Annotated in this window: 13 protein-coding genes; 8 read left to right on the top strand and 5 right to left on the bottom strand. The window is 70.2% G+C overall.

Annotation, left to right across the window (positions count from 1 at the left end; translation table 11 throughout):
* Positions 1-59: 59 nt before the first annotated feature.
* The 5 genes from ACZ5WE_RS01605 (at position 60) to ACZ5WE_RS01625 (ending at position 4125) form a co-directional block, all read left to right on the top strand.
* A complete protein-coding gene (locus tag ACZ5WE_RS01605) occupies positions 60-1574 on the top strand; it encodes an oxidoreductase (RefSeq protein WP_467690359.1) in 1515 nt (504 codons plus the stop codon).
* Positions 1575-1710: 136 nt separating this feature from the next.
* Entirely contained in the window at positions 1711-2718 is a 1008-nt protein-coding gene (locus tag ACZ5WE_RS01610; protein ID WP_467689905.1) for a hypothetical protein, read from the top strand.
* 11 nt (positions 2719-2729) lie between these two features.
* Complete coding sequence (locus ACZ5WE_RS01615; protein WP_467689904.1) at positions 2730-3470, top strand: LON peptidase substrate-binding domain-containing protein; 741 nt, start codon at positions 2730-2732, stop codon at positions 3468-3470.
* 33 nt (positions 3471-3503) lie between these two features.
* A complete protein-coding gene (gene ybaK, locus ACZ5WE_RS01620; RefSeq protein ID WP_467689902.1) occupies positions 3504-4010 on the top strand; it encodes a Cys-tRNA(Pro) deacylase in 507 nt (168 codons plus the stop codon).
* 40 nt (positions 4011-4050) lie between these two features.
* Positions 4051-4125: a hypothetical protein gene (locus ACZ5WE_RS01625; protein ID WP_467690357.1), complete on the top strand. Its 75-nt coding sequence runs from the start codon at positions 4051-4053 to the stop codon at positions 4123-4125.
* A 6-nt stretch (positions 4126-4131) separates the two neighbouring features.
* Here the strand turns inward: ACZ5WE_RS01625 and ACZ5WE_RS01630 are convergent, their stop codons facing one another.
* The 4 genes from ACZ5WE_RS01630 to ACZ5WE_RS01645 all read right to left on the bottom strand — a co-directional run bounded on the left by ACZ5WE_RS01630 (position 4132) and on the right by ACZ5WE_RS01645 (position 8164).
* Entirely contained in the window at positions 4132-4797 is a 666-nt protein-coding gene (locus ACZ5WE_RS01630) for a DUF2567 domain-containing protein (RefSeq protein WP_467689900.1), read from the bottom strand.
* A 78-nt stretch (positions 4798-4875) separates the two neighbouring features.
* Entirely contained in the window at positions 4876-5694 is an 819-nt protein-coding gene (locus ACZ5WE_RS01635; RefSeq protein WP_399386079.1) for an ABC transporter permease, read from the bottom strand.
* Between the two features lie 40 nt (positions 5695-5734).
* Positions 5735-6769, bottom strand: coding sequence for an ABC transporter ATP-binding protein (locus tag ACZ5WE_RS01640; RefSeq protein ID WP_467689898.1), 1035 nt, complete (start codon positions 6767-6769; stop codon positions 5735-5737).
* Positions 6770-6904: 135 nt separating this feature from the next.
* Positions 6905-8164, bottom strand: coding sequence for an NYN domain-containing protein (locus ACZ5WE_RS01645; protein WP_467689896.1), 1260 nt, complete (start codon positions 8162-8164; stop codon positions 6905-6907).
* A 236-nt stretch (positions 8165-8400) separates the two neighbouring features.
* Here ACZ5WE_RS01645 and ACZ5WE_RS01650 point away from each other — a divergent pair, with 236 nt between their 5' ends.
* Positions 8401-8586: a hypothetical protein gene (locus ACZ5WE_RS01650; protein WP_367040930.1), complete on the top strand. Its 186-nt coding sequence runs from the start codon at positions 8401-8403 to the stop codon at positions 8584-8586.
* Between the two features lie 85 nt (positions 8587-8671).
* On the opposite strand, the gene dnaE is transcribed toward ACZ5WE_RS01650, so the two are convergent.
* Positions 8672-12208: a DNA polymerase III subunit alpha gene (dnaE, locus tag ACZ5WE_RS01655; RefSeq protein WP_467689894.1), complete on the bottom strand. Its 3537-nt coding sequence runs from the start codon at positions 12206-12208 to the stop codon at positions 8672-8674.
* Between the two features lie 179 nt (positions 12209-12387).
* Here dnaE and ACZ5WE_RS01660 point away from each other — a divergent pair, with 179 nt between their 5' ends.
* Together ACZ5WE_RS01660 and ACZ5WE_RS01665 are read left to right on the top strand one after the other, a co-directional pair.
* A complete protein-coding gene (locus ACZ5WE_RS01660; RefSeq protein WP_467689892.1) occupies positions 12388-13716 on the top strand; it encodes a DUF2252 domain-containing protein in 1329 nt (442 codons plus the stop codon).
* A gap of 79 nt (positions 13717-13795) precedes the next feature.
* Positions 13796-14482 carry a hypothetical protein gene (locus ACZ5WE_RS01665; RefSeq protein WP_467689891.1) on the top strand — a complete coding sequence of 229 codons (687 nt, stop codon included), beginning with the start codon at positions 13796-13798 and terminating at the stop codon, positions 14480-14482.
* Positions 14483-14526: the final 44 nt, after the last annotated feature.

Raw genomic sequence — 14526 nt, forward strand, 5'->3', positions numbered from 1 at the left:
TGGTCGACGACACCGGCACCGGGGACCCGCCGGACGGACTGACCGCCGCCGAGATCGGCATGTGGCAGGCCTTCCGCAACGGCAGCGTCTATGACCTCCGCTCCGGGGACGCGATGGCGGACGATCCGCACGGCGGCCACCCCTGGGGTCCGGAACGCAGCGTGCGCGCGCGCATCGTGTGCTGGCTGCTCCTCGACGGGCCGCCCGCGCTCTCGGGCCGGGTCTCGTCACTGAAGCTGTCGGGCCTCCAGATCACGGACGTACTCGATCTGGCGGGCGGCGAGATCCTTCCCTACGCCGAGCTGAAGCACTGCCGCTTCGAGAAGGAAGTGCTCGTACCCGAGGCCAAGTTCACCACCCTGCGCCTGGTCAACTGCTCGATCCCGCGCGTGGAGGCGGCCCGCGTGCACACGGAGGGCGATCTGCATCTGCCGCGCTGCCGGATCCACAACGGCATGCGGCTCACGGACGCCCAGATCGGCACCGACCTGCTGATCAACCAGGCCGTGATCTACCGCGACCGGCGCGGCAACTCGATCATGGGCGACGGGCTCTCGGTCGGGCAGGACCTCCAGGCCGAGATGATGGAGTCGCACGGCCAGCTGAGCCTGCGCGGCGCGAAGGTCGGCGTCTCCTTCAGCCTGCGCGGCAGCAAGCTCGCCAATCCCTACGGACCGCGGGCGCTCAACGCCCCGCAGATGACCGTGGAACGCACGCTGTACATGACGCCCGCCGCGCTCGGCGATCCCCCCATGACCAGCGGCACCACGCCCCCGCGAGGCACCCGCGTCCAGCGTTTCGAGTGCCAGGGCGGCATCCGGCTCGACGACGGCCGCTTCGGGGACGCCGTCGACCTGGCCCAGGCGCGCTTCACCCTGGAGAACGACCAGGAGGTCTCGCTGCGCCGCGTCCAGACCCCCGAGCTGCGCTTCCTCAGCGAGGCCCCGCAGCGCGGCAAGATCATTCTGTCCGGCGCGAAGGTCGTCACGCTCATCGACAAGTCGATCAGCTGGCCGGGGCCCGGCGGCCTCCAGATGGGCGGCTTCAGTTACGAGAGCCTCGTCCCGCAGGGCAGCTTCCCGCTCTCCCGGCGGCTGAGCTGGGTGGCGGCCGCGACCGCCGAGTACAGCCCCGAGCCGTACGAGAAGCTGGCGACCGTCCTGCGCGACAGCGGCGAGGACGCCGACGCCCGCGAGGTCCTGCTCGCCAAGCAGCGCCGCCGCCGCGAGACCCTGCCGCTCGCGGCGAAACTCTGGGGCTTCGCCCAGGACTGGACGGTGGCCTACGGCTACCGGCCGGGACGTGCCGCCCTCTGGATGGCGGTGCTCTGGGCGGTGAGCGCGGTGGCCTTCACGCGCGCGGACCACCCGGCGATCAAGGACGGGGAGCATCCGAACTGGAACCCGGCGCTGTACTCCCTAGATCTGCTGCTGCCGGTCATCAACCTCGGTCAGGACGGCTACTGGCAGCTGCGCGGCGGCTGGCAGTGGTTCGCGGCGATCCTGATCCTGCTCGGCTGGGTCCTCGCGACGACGGTCGCGGCGGGGGCGACAAGGCTGCTGCGGAGGAACTGAGCGGGTCTCGCGTGGCCGGAGGGACAGATATTTTGCCCTTCCTTGACCATGTGTCAGGCAACCGAACGACCGATGCGAAAGCTTCACCGGCCACCCCCTGGCACAGCCCCGACCTGCGGCTTTCAATACCCACACGATGGCATTCCTGCGCGCCCTGATCCGCACCGCACGCATGGTCAGGAACACCCCGCTCCTCTCCGCCGGTCTGACCCCCGACGACGAGGTGCTCCTCGACGCGCCCGACGAACGCCTCGGCCCCGCGCTCGTCGCCGCGGGCCGGGGCGACTACGGTCCTGCCGCCAAGCTGCTCGCCATGACGCGCGAGGGCAACGAGTGGGAGAACCGCGACCGCTACACGACGCGTCTTGCCGCCTTCGCCCGCTCCCGCTCCGAGTGGTTCGACGACTGGCAGGCCGCCGCGCCGCACGACCCTGACGTGCTGCTCGTCAAGGCCGAGCTCGCCGTCGTCCGCGGCTGGGAGTCGCCCGCCCGCGCCGAGCTGCTGCGCGAGACGGCGCCCCTGATCACCGCCGCCGCCGAGGCCGACCCGCGCGACCCCGTGCCGTGGCGGATCGCCCTGGACCACGCGCGCGGCACCCAGGCCCCGCAGTCGGTCTTCGACGCGCTGCGGGCCGAGGCGGTGCACCGCTCCTCGCACCACTACGGCTGCCACGCCTCGGCCCTCCAGTACCTGTCGGCCGCCTGGTACGGCTCGCACCGCCAGTGCTTCGACTTCGCCGAGCGCGCCGCCCGGGACGCGCTGCCGGGCTCGCTGATCCAGGCGCTGCCCGCGCGTGCCGCTTTCGCGTATCTCACCAGCGCTTCGGGGAGCGTGCCGCGCGATCGCCTGGACGCCGCGGCCGACCTCGGGATCGCCGTGTCCCAGGAGTACGAGGCCGGGGATGCCTGGCCCGCGGAGGTCCGCAACGTCCTAGCTTTCGTCCTCGTACGTCTGGAGCGGTGGAGCGACGCCCTCGAACAACTGCGCCTCATCGGGCCCTACGCGACGTCCTTTCCCTGGGACCGCATGTCCGACGATCCGCTCGGCCAGTTCCTGGAACTGCGCGACGGCATACGCATCGAAGTGGCCTCCGGGACCCCGCTGCGCACCGGCGGCGGACGTCCGGGCTCCGACGACCATTAGGCTTGCAGCTCGTGACCACCGTCCGGCTTCCGCTCTTCCCGCTCAACTCGGTGCTGTTCCCGGGGCTCGTGCTCCCGCTGAACGTGTTCGAGGAGCGTTATCGCGCCATGATGCGCGACCTGCTCAAGACTCCCGACGAGGAGCCGCGCCTCTTCGCGGTCGTCGCGATCCGCGACGGCCTCGAGGTGGCGCCGAGCGCCCCGGGTCTCCCGGACCCCACGTCGCAGCCCGAGCAGGGCCCGACCGCCGGCTTCGGCGACGACCCGCTCAAGGCCTTCCACGCGGTGGGCTGCATCGCGGACGCGGCGACGATCAGGGAGCGCGCCGACGGCGGTTTCGAGGTCCTGGCCACCGGCACCTCGCGCGTGCGCCTGCACTCGATCGACGCGTCGGGCGCGTTCTTGACCGCGGAGGTCGAGGAGCTGCCCGAGGAGCCCGGCGAGGAGGCGGGCGCGCTCTCGGAGGGCGTCCTGCGGGCCTTCCGCGCCTATCAGAAGCGGCTCGCGGGGGCGCGCGAGCGGTCCCTGTCCACGGGCGCCGAACTGCCGGACGACCCGTCCGTGGTGTCGTATCTGGTCGCGGCCGCGGCCGTCCTCGACACCCCCACGAAGCAGCGGCTCCTGGCGGCGCCGGACACGGCGTCGCGCCTGTACGACGAGCTGAAAGTCCTTCGCGCCGAGACCGCCATCATCCGTAATCTGCCGTCGTTGCCCGCGACGGACCTCACGCGCGGCACCACGAGCCTCAACTGACACGAGCCTCAACTGACGTAAGGCGCGAGCGCTTTGGCGAAGAAGCAGAAGAAACAGCAGTCGGGTGCCGGCGGCACCCCGGCGACGGTGGCCCTCACCTCGGCGGGCGCCGACTACACGGTCCATGCCTACGAACACGACCCCGCGCACCCCTCGTACGGCGAGGAGGCCGCTCAGGCCATGGGCGTCTCCCCCGACCGGGTCTTCAAGACCCTGGTCGCGGAGGTCGACGGCGAGCTGACGGTGGCCGTGGTCCCCGTGGCGGGCACCCTGAACCTCAAGGCTCTGGCCACGGCGGTCTCCGGCAAGCGCGCGGTGATGGCGGACCCCGCGGCCGCCGAACGCACCACGGGGTACGTGCGGGGCGGCATCTCGCCCCTTGGCCAGCGCAAGAAGCTCCGCACGGTCCTGGACGACTCTGCGTCGGCGCACGCCACGGTCTGCGTCTCGGCGGGCCGCAGGGGCCTGGAAGTGGAGCTGGCCCCCGGCGACCTGGCGCGTCTCACGGGCGCGGTACTGGCCCCGATCGGGCGTGAATAGGCCCTCGACGGGGGCCGCGGGGTCGACTAGTACCACTCTCATGTCGAAGAAGACGCGCAAGAGGAAGTGGCGGGTCCGCAAAGGCAAGGCGAATCACGGTAGGCGTCCGGCCTGAGATCTCTCAGGCCGGGTTGCCGTCGGTCCGCCCTGAGTCGTCGCCGTACGCCATGGGGTACGGCTCAGGGTCCCGCGGCCCGAAGAGGCCCGTAAGTCCCAGGTGCACGAGCAGCGCGGCCACGGGCCAGGCGAGCAGCGCGCCCTTGGCCTTGAGCTCCATGGGGGCGTCGAACGCGACGCCCTTGCCCACGGACTTCGCATGGGCGACGACATCCGTCTCGGGCCCGAGGAAGATCCCCACACGCCAGGCGATCACGGCCCCCAGCAGGCTCCCGGCCGTCAGCCCGACGACCAGCGGAATGCCGCCCCGCCTGCGCAGCAGGAACACCACGGCGCCGCTGACCGCGCCGAACGCGAGCGCGAGCAGAGTGAACGTTCCGTCGACCCCGATCGCCTGCTCGCCCTCGGTGTCCTTGAGGAACACCGCCTCGCTGTCCGCGATCAACGGCACGCGGGGCGCGAGCCACAGCCACAGCAGCCCGAGCAGGACGCCGCACACTGCCACCGCGACCGCGATCACGGCGGCCTGCCGCACTTCGGTCTTCATATCAGGACCGTCCTCCTCGTACGCCGAAGAGGGAACGGCTCCGGACGGCTGAGCGGCTTGCTGCCAGGGGTCGTGCGCGGGCTGGTCGTGGGGCGGCTGGGAGGGCGTCAGCGGTGCAGTCACCCACACATGGTGCCAGTACTGCCCGATGACCGCTTCACCGCACGGCGAGGACCCCGCGGGGCCACGGCGAAGACCGCGTCAGCGCACGGCCGCACGGCGGTACGCCCAGGTGGCGATCGCCAGCGAGGCGACGCCCACCCCCGCGCAGACCGCGAGATCGAGCGCCACGGCCGCCCAGTCCGGATGCGGCCCGAAGGTACGGGCGAACGCCTCGACTCCGTACGTCGAGGGCAGCAGGTCACGGGCGTACTGCAGGAAGCCGGGCATCCGCTCGGCCGGGAGCACACCGAGGAGCAGCGCTGCGGACATGCCCAACTGCCCGAGCAACGTGGCCAGTTCGGGCCGGGGCGCGAGCAGCCCGAGGGCGGCGCCGAGACCGGCGAGCGCGGCGCCGGCCAGCGGGATCACCGCGGCGAGCACCCACAGGTGGGCCAGCGGAAGCCCGAAGAGACCGCAACCGACGACCGCGGTGACAAGGGTGCCGGGCACGGTGAACGAGGCGTAGGCCGCCGCGGCGCCGAGGACCACCGATGCGGGCGGCACGGGCAGCGTGGCGTAGTGGTCGAGGCCGCCGTCGGCCCGCAACTGCCCGAAGTACTGCGCGAGAAGGTTGAGCGCGACGAACGCGACGACGAGCACGGAGGACCCGGCGACCACGGCACGCGCCTCGTCTCCCCCGTCGACGACGCCCCGCATCAGGATCATGATCCCGACGGACTGGAAGGTCGCCACGAAGAGCAGCGGAATGCGGGCGACCCGCGCCCGGGACAGCTGCGCCCGGTAGACGGCCGCGAGCGCGGGGAAGAACCGCGCGCGGGGCCCAAGGGGCTCGGCGGCGTCGGCCTGCCACTCGCGGTCGTCGGCCCGCACGGCCGCTTCCAGGGGAACGGCACTCACCGAACAACCTTCCTGTCGCTGTTCATCCGCCCGGCGAAGGTCATGCCTTGACCAGCCCCTCCCCGTTCCCGCCCAGCGCGAGATACACGTCCTCCAGGCTCGGCGTGGCCAGGGTGAAATCGTCCAGCGAGGCAAAGGCGTCCCCGCCGGTGACCGCGGCGACAGCGGCCCGAGCCTCGTCGGGCGCGAGCCGCAGGGACCACCGGCGCCCCGACTCGACCGCGGACGAGCGAAGCGCCAGCACTTCGGGGACGTCCAGCGGCGCCCGCTCCCGCCAGACGAGCTCCACCCGCACCTCGCCCGCGACCTGTTCCTTGAGCCCCAGAGGGCTGTCGCAGGCGATGACCTTGCCGTGGTCGAGTACGGCGACGCGGTCGAGAACCGTCTCGGCCTCGATGACGTTGTGGGTGACGAGCAGCACCGTCGTGCCGCGCTCGGCCCTGCGCCGGTCGACCGCGCCCCACACCGCGCGCCGCGCGATGGGGTCCATGCCGGTCGTCGGCTCGTCGAGGACGAGCAGCGGCCGCTCCCCCACCAGGGCGGTGGCGAAGCAGGCGAGTCTGCGCTGCCCGCCGGAAAGCTTCTTGAGGGGACGCGAGGCGAGGCCGGTCAACGCGAGTTCGTCGAGTACGCCGTCCCGCTCGGCCCGTGCCGCGCGGACGTCGAGGCCGCGCAGCCGCGCGGTCGTCTCGACGGCGAGCGAGACGGTCAGTTCGTCGAGCGCGGTGGACTCCTGCCCCAGGTACGCGAGGATCCGCGCGGCCCGTTCGGGGTGGCGCAGGATGTCGTGCCCGAGGATCTCGACGCTCCCGCTGTCGGGCCGCATCAGGCCGGTCAACTGGCGTACGAGGGTGGACTTGCCGGCGCCGTTGGGCCCGAGAAGGCCGAAGATCTCGCCGCGCCTGACCTCCAGGCTGATGCCGTCGGTGGCGCGCACCTCGGGTGTCGCGGGCGTGCCGCGCCTGCCACGGGCGGCGGGATACGTCTTGACGAGGTCGCGCACCGCGCAGACGGCATCGCGGCCGTGACCCTGTCGGAGTCCCTGTCGGACTGCCTGTGCCGAGCGCGTACTCACGAAGGACGAGGGTACGGGGTCCCGTGCCCGCCGCGACGCCCGGGGCGCCCCGTACGCCCCGTATCGGTCATCTGCGGACGTGTTCCGTCACTCATCTGCGGACGCGTTCCCTCACCCGTTCGCGTGCCTGTTCGGTCACTCGCCGGAGCGGTCGCCCACCGGCGCGTGCTCCACCGCCGTGTGGACGTCGATCTCGCGCCAGAAGCCCGCCCGGATCGCGTACCGGTCGTGTTCGTCGATCTGGTCGTCCTTGTGGGCGAGCAGACCGAAGCGGGCCGCGTACCGCAGGAGCTCGCCGTCGACGCGGTGCGGGATGCGCGGGTACATCGTCGAGAGCTTGTGGAGGTTGTGCTGTTCCGGCAGGCGGGCCATCCAGCGGCGCGCGAAGACCTGCCCGACCTCGAAGGGGTCACCGCCGACGGTGGTGATGTCCTCCTCACGGTCGGCCCAGCGCTGCTCGGCCGTGGTGAGCTGGGCGAGCGTCGGCAGGGCGGCGGCCTCCGGGCTCTCCGCGGCGCCGCCGGGGCGCTCGACCCAGCCCTTGTCGGACGACCAGCGCAGCGTGGCGTTGGTGGGGTGCTGTGCGGCCTGGGTGCCGGGGCCGCGCAGGGCGGCGAGGTCCTTGGGGGTGGGCACGCCCTTGCCCGGCGGGATGTGGTGCGGGCCGCCGCTGTCGCCGTTGGCCCCGGCTTCGGCGTGCTGCCCGTGCTGGCCGTGCTGGACCCCTGCGGCCTCGTCGGCGGCCCGCTGGGCGCTGGCCGCGAGCGCGGACTCCGGCAGGGGCGCGGAGAGGATGGCGGCGATCTCGGGGCGGGGTACGGGAGGGGGCGCGCAGACGCCGGTGAGCTCCTTGGGGCGTACGGCCTTGGTGATCCAGGCCCGGTCCAGGACGCGGCGCTCGTCGGCCTCTGCCACGAGGTCCTCGGACTGGTTGTAGTCCCCGTCGGCGGCCTGGACGGCCCACAGGTGGACGGCGACGCCGTGCTCCTTGGCGGCCATCATGCCGGGCAGCAGATCCCCGTCGCCGGTGATGAGCACGATGTCCGAGCAGGCGCGGTTGCGGGCCAGCTCCGTCAGCTCGGCGTGCATGGCGGCGTCGACGCCCTTCTGGGCCCACCGGCCGTCGCTGCGGGTCAGGGCGCCGAGCCGGACCGTCACGCGCGGCATGACACGCAGCCTGCGGTGCTCGGGCTGCGGTACGCGGTCGGGGGCTCCGTCGAACCAGTAGATCCGGAGCAGGGGGCGCTCGGTGTCGGATTCGGCGCGCTCACGGATGCCCTGGATCAGGGCGGTGTGATCGACGGTGATCCGGGACCGGGACGGTTCACCCGCGAGGAGACTCGCGGCGGCACCCAGCAGATACCCGGCGTCCACCAGGACGATGCAGCGGTCCACGCGATCCACCCTCTTTCCCTGGAGGTTCCCTGGAAGTAATGGTTCGGGTTTCCTTCGAGTCTGCCCGACCCTGCGGAGGTTAACGGCCGGAACTCGATCTTCGGCGTGGCGTATCCCGACTTCACTCTCCGACAGGGCTTATTACGCACGGTAATTCTCTGAAATGCGCAGGTTGTCGCCATATGTGAATCTGGTCGCGTCCTGGCCCCCAGATCCCCCTCAGGAGGAAGATCACCATGGGCAAGAACAAGAACCGCAAGCAGGGCGGCGATCAGAACCGCGCTTCGGCCGCGGAGCAGGCGCAGGAGCAGGCCAAGTCGTCGGCGGAGCAGGCCGAGTCGAGGATGAAGGACGCCGTGCAGTCGCAGGGCAGCCCTGCCGAGGTGGCCCGCAAGCACCAGCGTCGCTTCGGCCACAACTGACGCCCATACAGGCGCATATGCGTGAAGGGGCGCACCCGGACTTCCGGGTGCGCCCCTTCCCACGAACCGACGTGCCCGGCGGGACTTACCCGGCCAGACAGGACGGGCCGAGCAGCACCTTCAGGTCACCGAAAAGGGCGGGATCCGGCTGCACCCGGTGGCGGTCGAGCCGCAGCACCGTCGTCTTCTGCGCACCCTGGAGCTTGATCCGCACCTCGCTGTTGCCGCGGTGGTGACTGAGGATCTCGCCGAGGCGGCTGACCATCGGCGGCGTCACCTTCACCGTCGGAATGGTGATCAGGACGGGCGCGTTGGTACCCGCGTTCGACAGGTCGGGGACCTGGAGCTCCATCGCGACCAGACGCGGCACGTCCTCGCGCTTGTCGAGGCGGCCCTTGACGAACACCACGGCGTCCTCGACGAGTTGGGTCGAGACGAGCTGATACGTCGCCGGGAAGAACATGCACTCGATGGAGCCGGCGAGGTCCTCGACGGTCGCGATCGCCCAGGCGTTGCCCTGCTTGGTCATCTTGCGCTGGAGGCCGGAGATGATGCCGCCGATGGTGACGATCGAGCCGTCCGAGTAGTCACCGCCGGTGAGCTGTCCGATACCCGCGTCGGCCTTGTCGGACAGCACGTGCTCCAGGCCGAACAGCGGGTGGTCGGAGACGTACAGACCGAGCATCTCCCGCTCCTGGGCGAGGAGATACGTCTTCTCCCACTCGTCGGTGGAGAACTCCACGTCGAGCCCGAAGCCCGGCTCGCCGCCTGCCTCCTCGCCCCCTCCGAAGAGGTCGAACTGCCCTTCCGCTTCCTTGCGTTTGACCTGCACCACGTTGTCGATCATGGGTTCGTACTGCGCGGTCAGGCCCTTGCGGGTGTGCCCCATGGTGTCGAAGGCGCCCGCCTTGATCAGCGACTCCGTGGTCCGCTTGTTGCAGGCGGCGGCCTCGACCTTGTCGAGGTAGTCGGGGAAGGAGGCGAACTTCCCCTTGGCCTTGCGCGAGCGGACGATCGACTCGACCACGTTCGTACCGACGTTCCGGACGGCCTCAAGGCCGAAGAGGATCACGTCGTCGCCCTGGGCGGCGAAGTTGTGCACGGACTCGTTCACATTGGGCGGAAGCACCTTGATGCCCATGCGCCGGCACTCGTTCAGGTAAATGGCCGACTTGTCCTTGTCGTCCTTCACCGAGGTGAGCAGCGCCGCCATGTACTCGGCCGGGTAGTTCGCCTTGAGGTAGGCGGTCCAGTACGTGACGAGGCCGTACGCGGAGGAGTGCGCCTTGTTGAAGGCGTATCCGGCGAAGGGGACCAGGACGTCCCACAGGGCCTGGATCGCGGCGTCCGAGTAGCCGTTCTTCTTCGCCCCCTCCTGGAAGAGGACGAAGTTCTTCGCCAGCTCGTCGGGCTTCTTCTTGCCCATCACGCGGCGCAGGATGTCGGCTTCGCCGAGGGAGTACCCGGCGATGATCTGCGCGGCCTTCTGCACCTGCTCCTGGTACACGATGAGGCCGTAGGTCAGACCGAGCGTCTCCTTCAGGGGCTCTTCGAGCTCCGGGTGGATCGGCGTGATCTCCTGGCGGCCGTTCTTGCGCTCCGCGTAGTTGATGTGCGAGTTCATGCCCATCGGGCCCGGCCGGTACAGGGCCGATACGGCGGAAATGTCCTCGAAGTTGTCGGGCTGCATCTGGCGGAGCAGCGAACGCATGGGTCCGCCGTCGAACTGGAAGACGCCGAGCGTGTCACCACGGCAGAGCAGCTCGAAGGTCTTCGGGTCGTCGAGCGGGAGCGAGAGCATCTCCAGGTCGACGCCCTTGTCGTTGCGCACCATCTTGACGGCGTCGTCCATGATGGTGAGGTTGCGCAGGCCCAGGAAGTCCATCTTGAGCAGGCCGAGCGACTCGCACTGGGGGTAGTCCCACTGCGTGATCGTCACGCCGTCCGTGTGCCGCACCCAGATCGGCGCGTGGTCCACGATCGGCTCGCTGGACATGATGACGCCCGCGGCGTGCACGCCCATCTGCCGGACCAGGCCCTCGACACCCTTCGCGGTGTCGATGACCTTCTTCACGTCGGGCTCGTTCTCGTACATCCCCCGGATCTCGCCCGCCTCGCTGTAGCGCGGGTGCTTGGGGTCCGTGATGCCGGAGAGGTCGATGCCCTTGCCGAGGACGTCGGCGGGCATGGCCTTGGTGAGGCGGTCGCCCATCGCGTACGGATATCCGAGCACGCGCGCGGAGTCCTTGATGGCGTTCTTCGCCTTGATCTTTCCGTACGTACCGATCATGGCGACCTTGTCGGCGCCGTACTTCTCCGTCACGTACCGGATCACCTCGACGCGCCTGCGCTCGTCGAAGTCGATGTCGACATCGGGCATGGACACGCGCTCGGGGTTGAGGAACCGCTCGAAGATCAGGCCGTGCGTGATGGGGTCGAGGTCGGTGATGCCCATCGCGTACGCGACGATCGATCCGGCCGCGGAGCCACGGCCCGGGCCCACCGCGATGCCGTTGTTCTTCGCCCACATGATGAAGTCGGCGACCACGAGGAAGTACCCCGGGAAGCCCATCTGGATGATGATGTCCATCTCGTACTCGGCCTGCTGCTGCCGGTCCTCGGGGACACCGCCCGGGTAGCGGCGGCCCATGCCGACCCGGACCTCCTCCTGGAACCAGGTGACTTCGGTGAAGCCCTCCGGGATCTCAAACTTGGGCATGAGGTCGCGCTTCTCGAACATCCCGGTGGTGTCGATCTGCTCGGCGACCAGGAGCGTGTTGCGGCAGCCTTCCTGCCACGCGTCCGACGAGTCGATGGCGTACATCTCGTCCGTCGACTTCAGGTAATAGCCGGTGCCGTCGAAGCGGAAGCGGTCCGGATCCGAGAGGTTCTTGCCCGTCTGGATGCAGAGAAGGGCATCGTGGGCGACGGACTCGTGCGCGTACGTGTAGTGCGAGTCGTTCGTCACCAGCGGCGGGATGCCGAGCTTCTTGCCGACCCGGAGCAGGTCGTCGCGGACCCGGCGCTCGATGTCGATGCCGTGGTCCATCAGCTCCAGGAAGTAGCGGTCCTTGCCGAAGATGTCCTGGTACTCGGCGGCGGCCTTCACCGCCTCGTCGAACTGTCCCAGGCGCAGCCGGGTCTGGAGCTCTCCGGAGGGGCAGCCCGTGGAGGCGATCAGGCCCTCGGACCACTGGGAGATCGTCTCTTTGTCCATGCGCGGCCACTTCTGCAGCCAGCCCTCGGCGTACGCGTCCGACGACAGCCGGAAGAGGTTGTGCAGACCGGTGCTGTTCGACGCCCAGATCGTCTTGTGCGTGTACCCACCCGAACCCGACACGTCATCGCGCTTCTGATGCGGCTGACCCCACTTGACCTTCCGCTTGTTGCGGCGGGACTCCGGCGCCACATACGCCTCGATGCCGATGATCGGCGTCACGCCCGCCTTCTGCGCCGAGTGGAAGAAGTCGTACGCCCCGTGCAGGTTGCCGTGGTCGGACATGGCGACATGCGTCATGCCCATCTCATTACAGGCATTGAACATGTCCTTGAGCCGCGCGGCACCGTCCAGCAGCGAGTACTGGGTGTGGACGTGGAGGTGCGTAAAGGGCGGCTTGGTCACGGCGGGAGGCCTCCGGGGAACTCTTGGCGACAGGCTGCGGGCAGTCTGGGGGGACAGCGTGGAAGTCTAATCCGCGGCAGTGACAACCGGCGGGCACTCGGGGGTACCGTCGTCCATTGGACAGGTCGGAACACCTGTCCCAAATGTCATGCACGCCCTGTACCAGGAGGCACCCCGCGATGTCGGACCCGCAGCCCACCGCTGAGCAGCGCGGCGAGCAGATCCTCTCCGTCTTCGACACCGCGTTCGGCGATCTCCTCGCCGCGGACCCCGCCGCGTTCCGGGTGAAGTTCCGGAAGATGGCCGCCTCCGCGTTCGCGTTCTACCGCGGCACGGCCTGCCTCTTCTACGGGGACCTGGAGCGCGAGCAGCACGGCGGCCCGTACCTGGACGAGCGCACGGGACGGGTGTGGATCCACGGCGACCTGCACGCGGAGAACTTCGGCACGTACATGGACTCCCAGGGCCGCCTGATCTTCAACGTGAACGACTTCGACGAGGCGTACGTGGGCCCCTTCACCTGGGACCTGAAGCGCTTCGCCGCCTCCGTGGCCCTGATCGGGTACACGAAGGCGCTCAGCGACGAGCAGATCACCGACCTGGTCCGGATCTACGCTGCGGCGTACCGCGAGCGGATCCACGACCTGGCGACCGGCGCCAAGAGCGACGAGGTGCCGCCCTTCACCCTGGACACCGCCCAGGGACCGCTCCTGGACGCGCTGCGCGACGCGCGCTCGCTGACCCGCTTCGGTCTCCTGGACTCCATGACGGAGATCCGCGACTTCGAGCGCCGCTTCGCCCCGGGTGGCGGCTCCATCGAGCTCGACGCGGCCACGCGGTACAAGGTGCTTGCCGCCTTCGACGGATATCTGGAGACGCTGCCCGAGTCCTCGCTCACCCGCCCCGACTCGTACCGCGTGAAGGACGTCGTGGGGCGCCGCGGCATCGGCATCGGCTCCGCGGGACTGCCGTCGTACAACATCCTTCTCGAGGGCAACAGCGACGCCCTGGAGAACGACGTCGTGATCTACCTCAAGCAGGCGCAGACCCCGGCCGTCTCCCGGCACATCACCGACGGCGCGGTGCGCGACTACTTCCAGCACGAGGGGCACCGCACGGTCATCTCGCAGCGCGCGCTCCAGGCGCACGCCGACCCGTGGCTCGGCTGGACCGAGCTGGACGGCGCCGGACAACTGGTCGCCGAGGTCTCCCCGTACGCCGTGGACCTGGACTGGTCGGACATCGACGACTGGGACGAGATCGCCGCGGTCATCGCCGACCTGGGCCGCGCCACCGCCACGATGCACTCCGCCGCGGACGACGAGAGCGGCCACTCGGACCTGGTGCCGTTCTCCACGGAGCGCGCGATCGACGCCGCCATCGCGGCGGACGAAGAGGGCTTCGGTGACCTGCTCGTGGACTTCGCGCACGAGTACGGCGCAACGGCCCGCAAGGACCACCAGATCTTCGTCGACCTGTTCCGTAACGGTCGGATTCCGGGTCTGTAGGCACGAAGACGACGCCGTGTAACTCATAGGCACCCTTTAGGGCTGCCTTACGGGAGCACATGGCACACTCGGCTGCGCTATGGACATATCCGGGACCCAGCTCAGAGCCCTGCGCGCGGCGCTCTTCACGACGCTGGTCGTGACGCTCTCCGCCGCGTCGCACGTCCTGCTGTCCCGGGCCCCGCTGCCGCTGACCACCGTCGCGGTGATCACCGCGACGGTCTTCGTCATCGCGTACGCGCTGGCGGGGCGCGAGCGCGGGTACGCCCGGATCGCCGCCCTGCTCATCCCGCTGGAACTGGCCGCCGACACGGTGTTCACCACGGGGCAGCACGTCTGTTACGGCCAGGCGGGCGGTCCCGTCGCGGGCCCGCTGCGCTCCGTCGGCTTCGACGTGCTGTGCGGCGGCGCGAGCGTGGGCACCCCGCTGGCCCAGATGACCGGCGGTGACGGACACCGTGCCGCCGCGCTGCTCGCCGACGCCGATCCGGGCTCCGCCTGGCTGCTGCTCGGCGCGCACATCGCGGTGGGCCTGCTCGCGGCGGCCTGGCTGCGGCGCGGCGAGCGCGCCCTGGCCCAGGTCCTGCGCGCGGTGGGCGCCGCCACCTTCCGGCCGCTGCTCATCGCGGTCGCCGCCGTGAGCATCCGCTCGCGGCCCGTACGGCGTGCCTCGCGGCCCGCGAGCCGGGTGCGGACCGCGCGTACACGACTTCTCGTGCACTTCGTGGGACGGCGTGGACCGCCGTGCTCGGCCGTCTTCGCCTGAGCACCACCGTCCCCACGCATGTCACCCCTACGGAGAACATCATC

It is taken from the genome of Streptomyces sp. NPDC033180 (assembly GCF_055577645.1).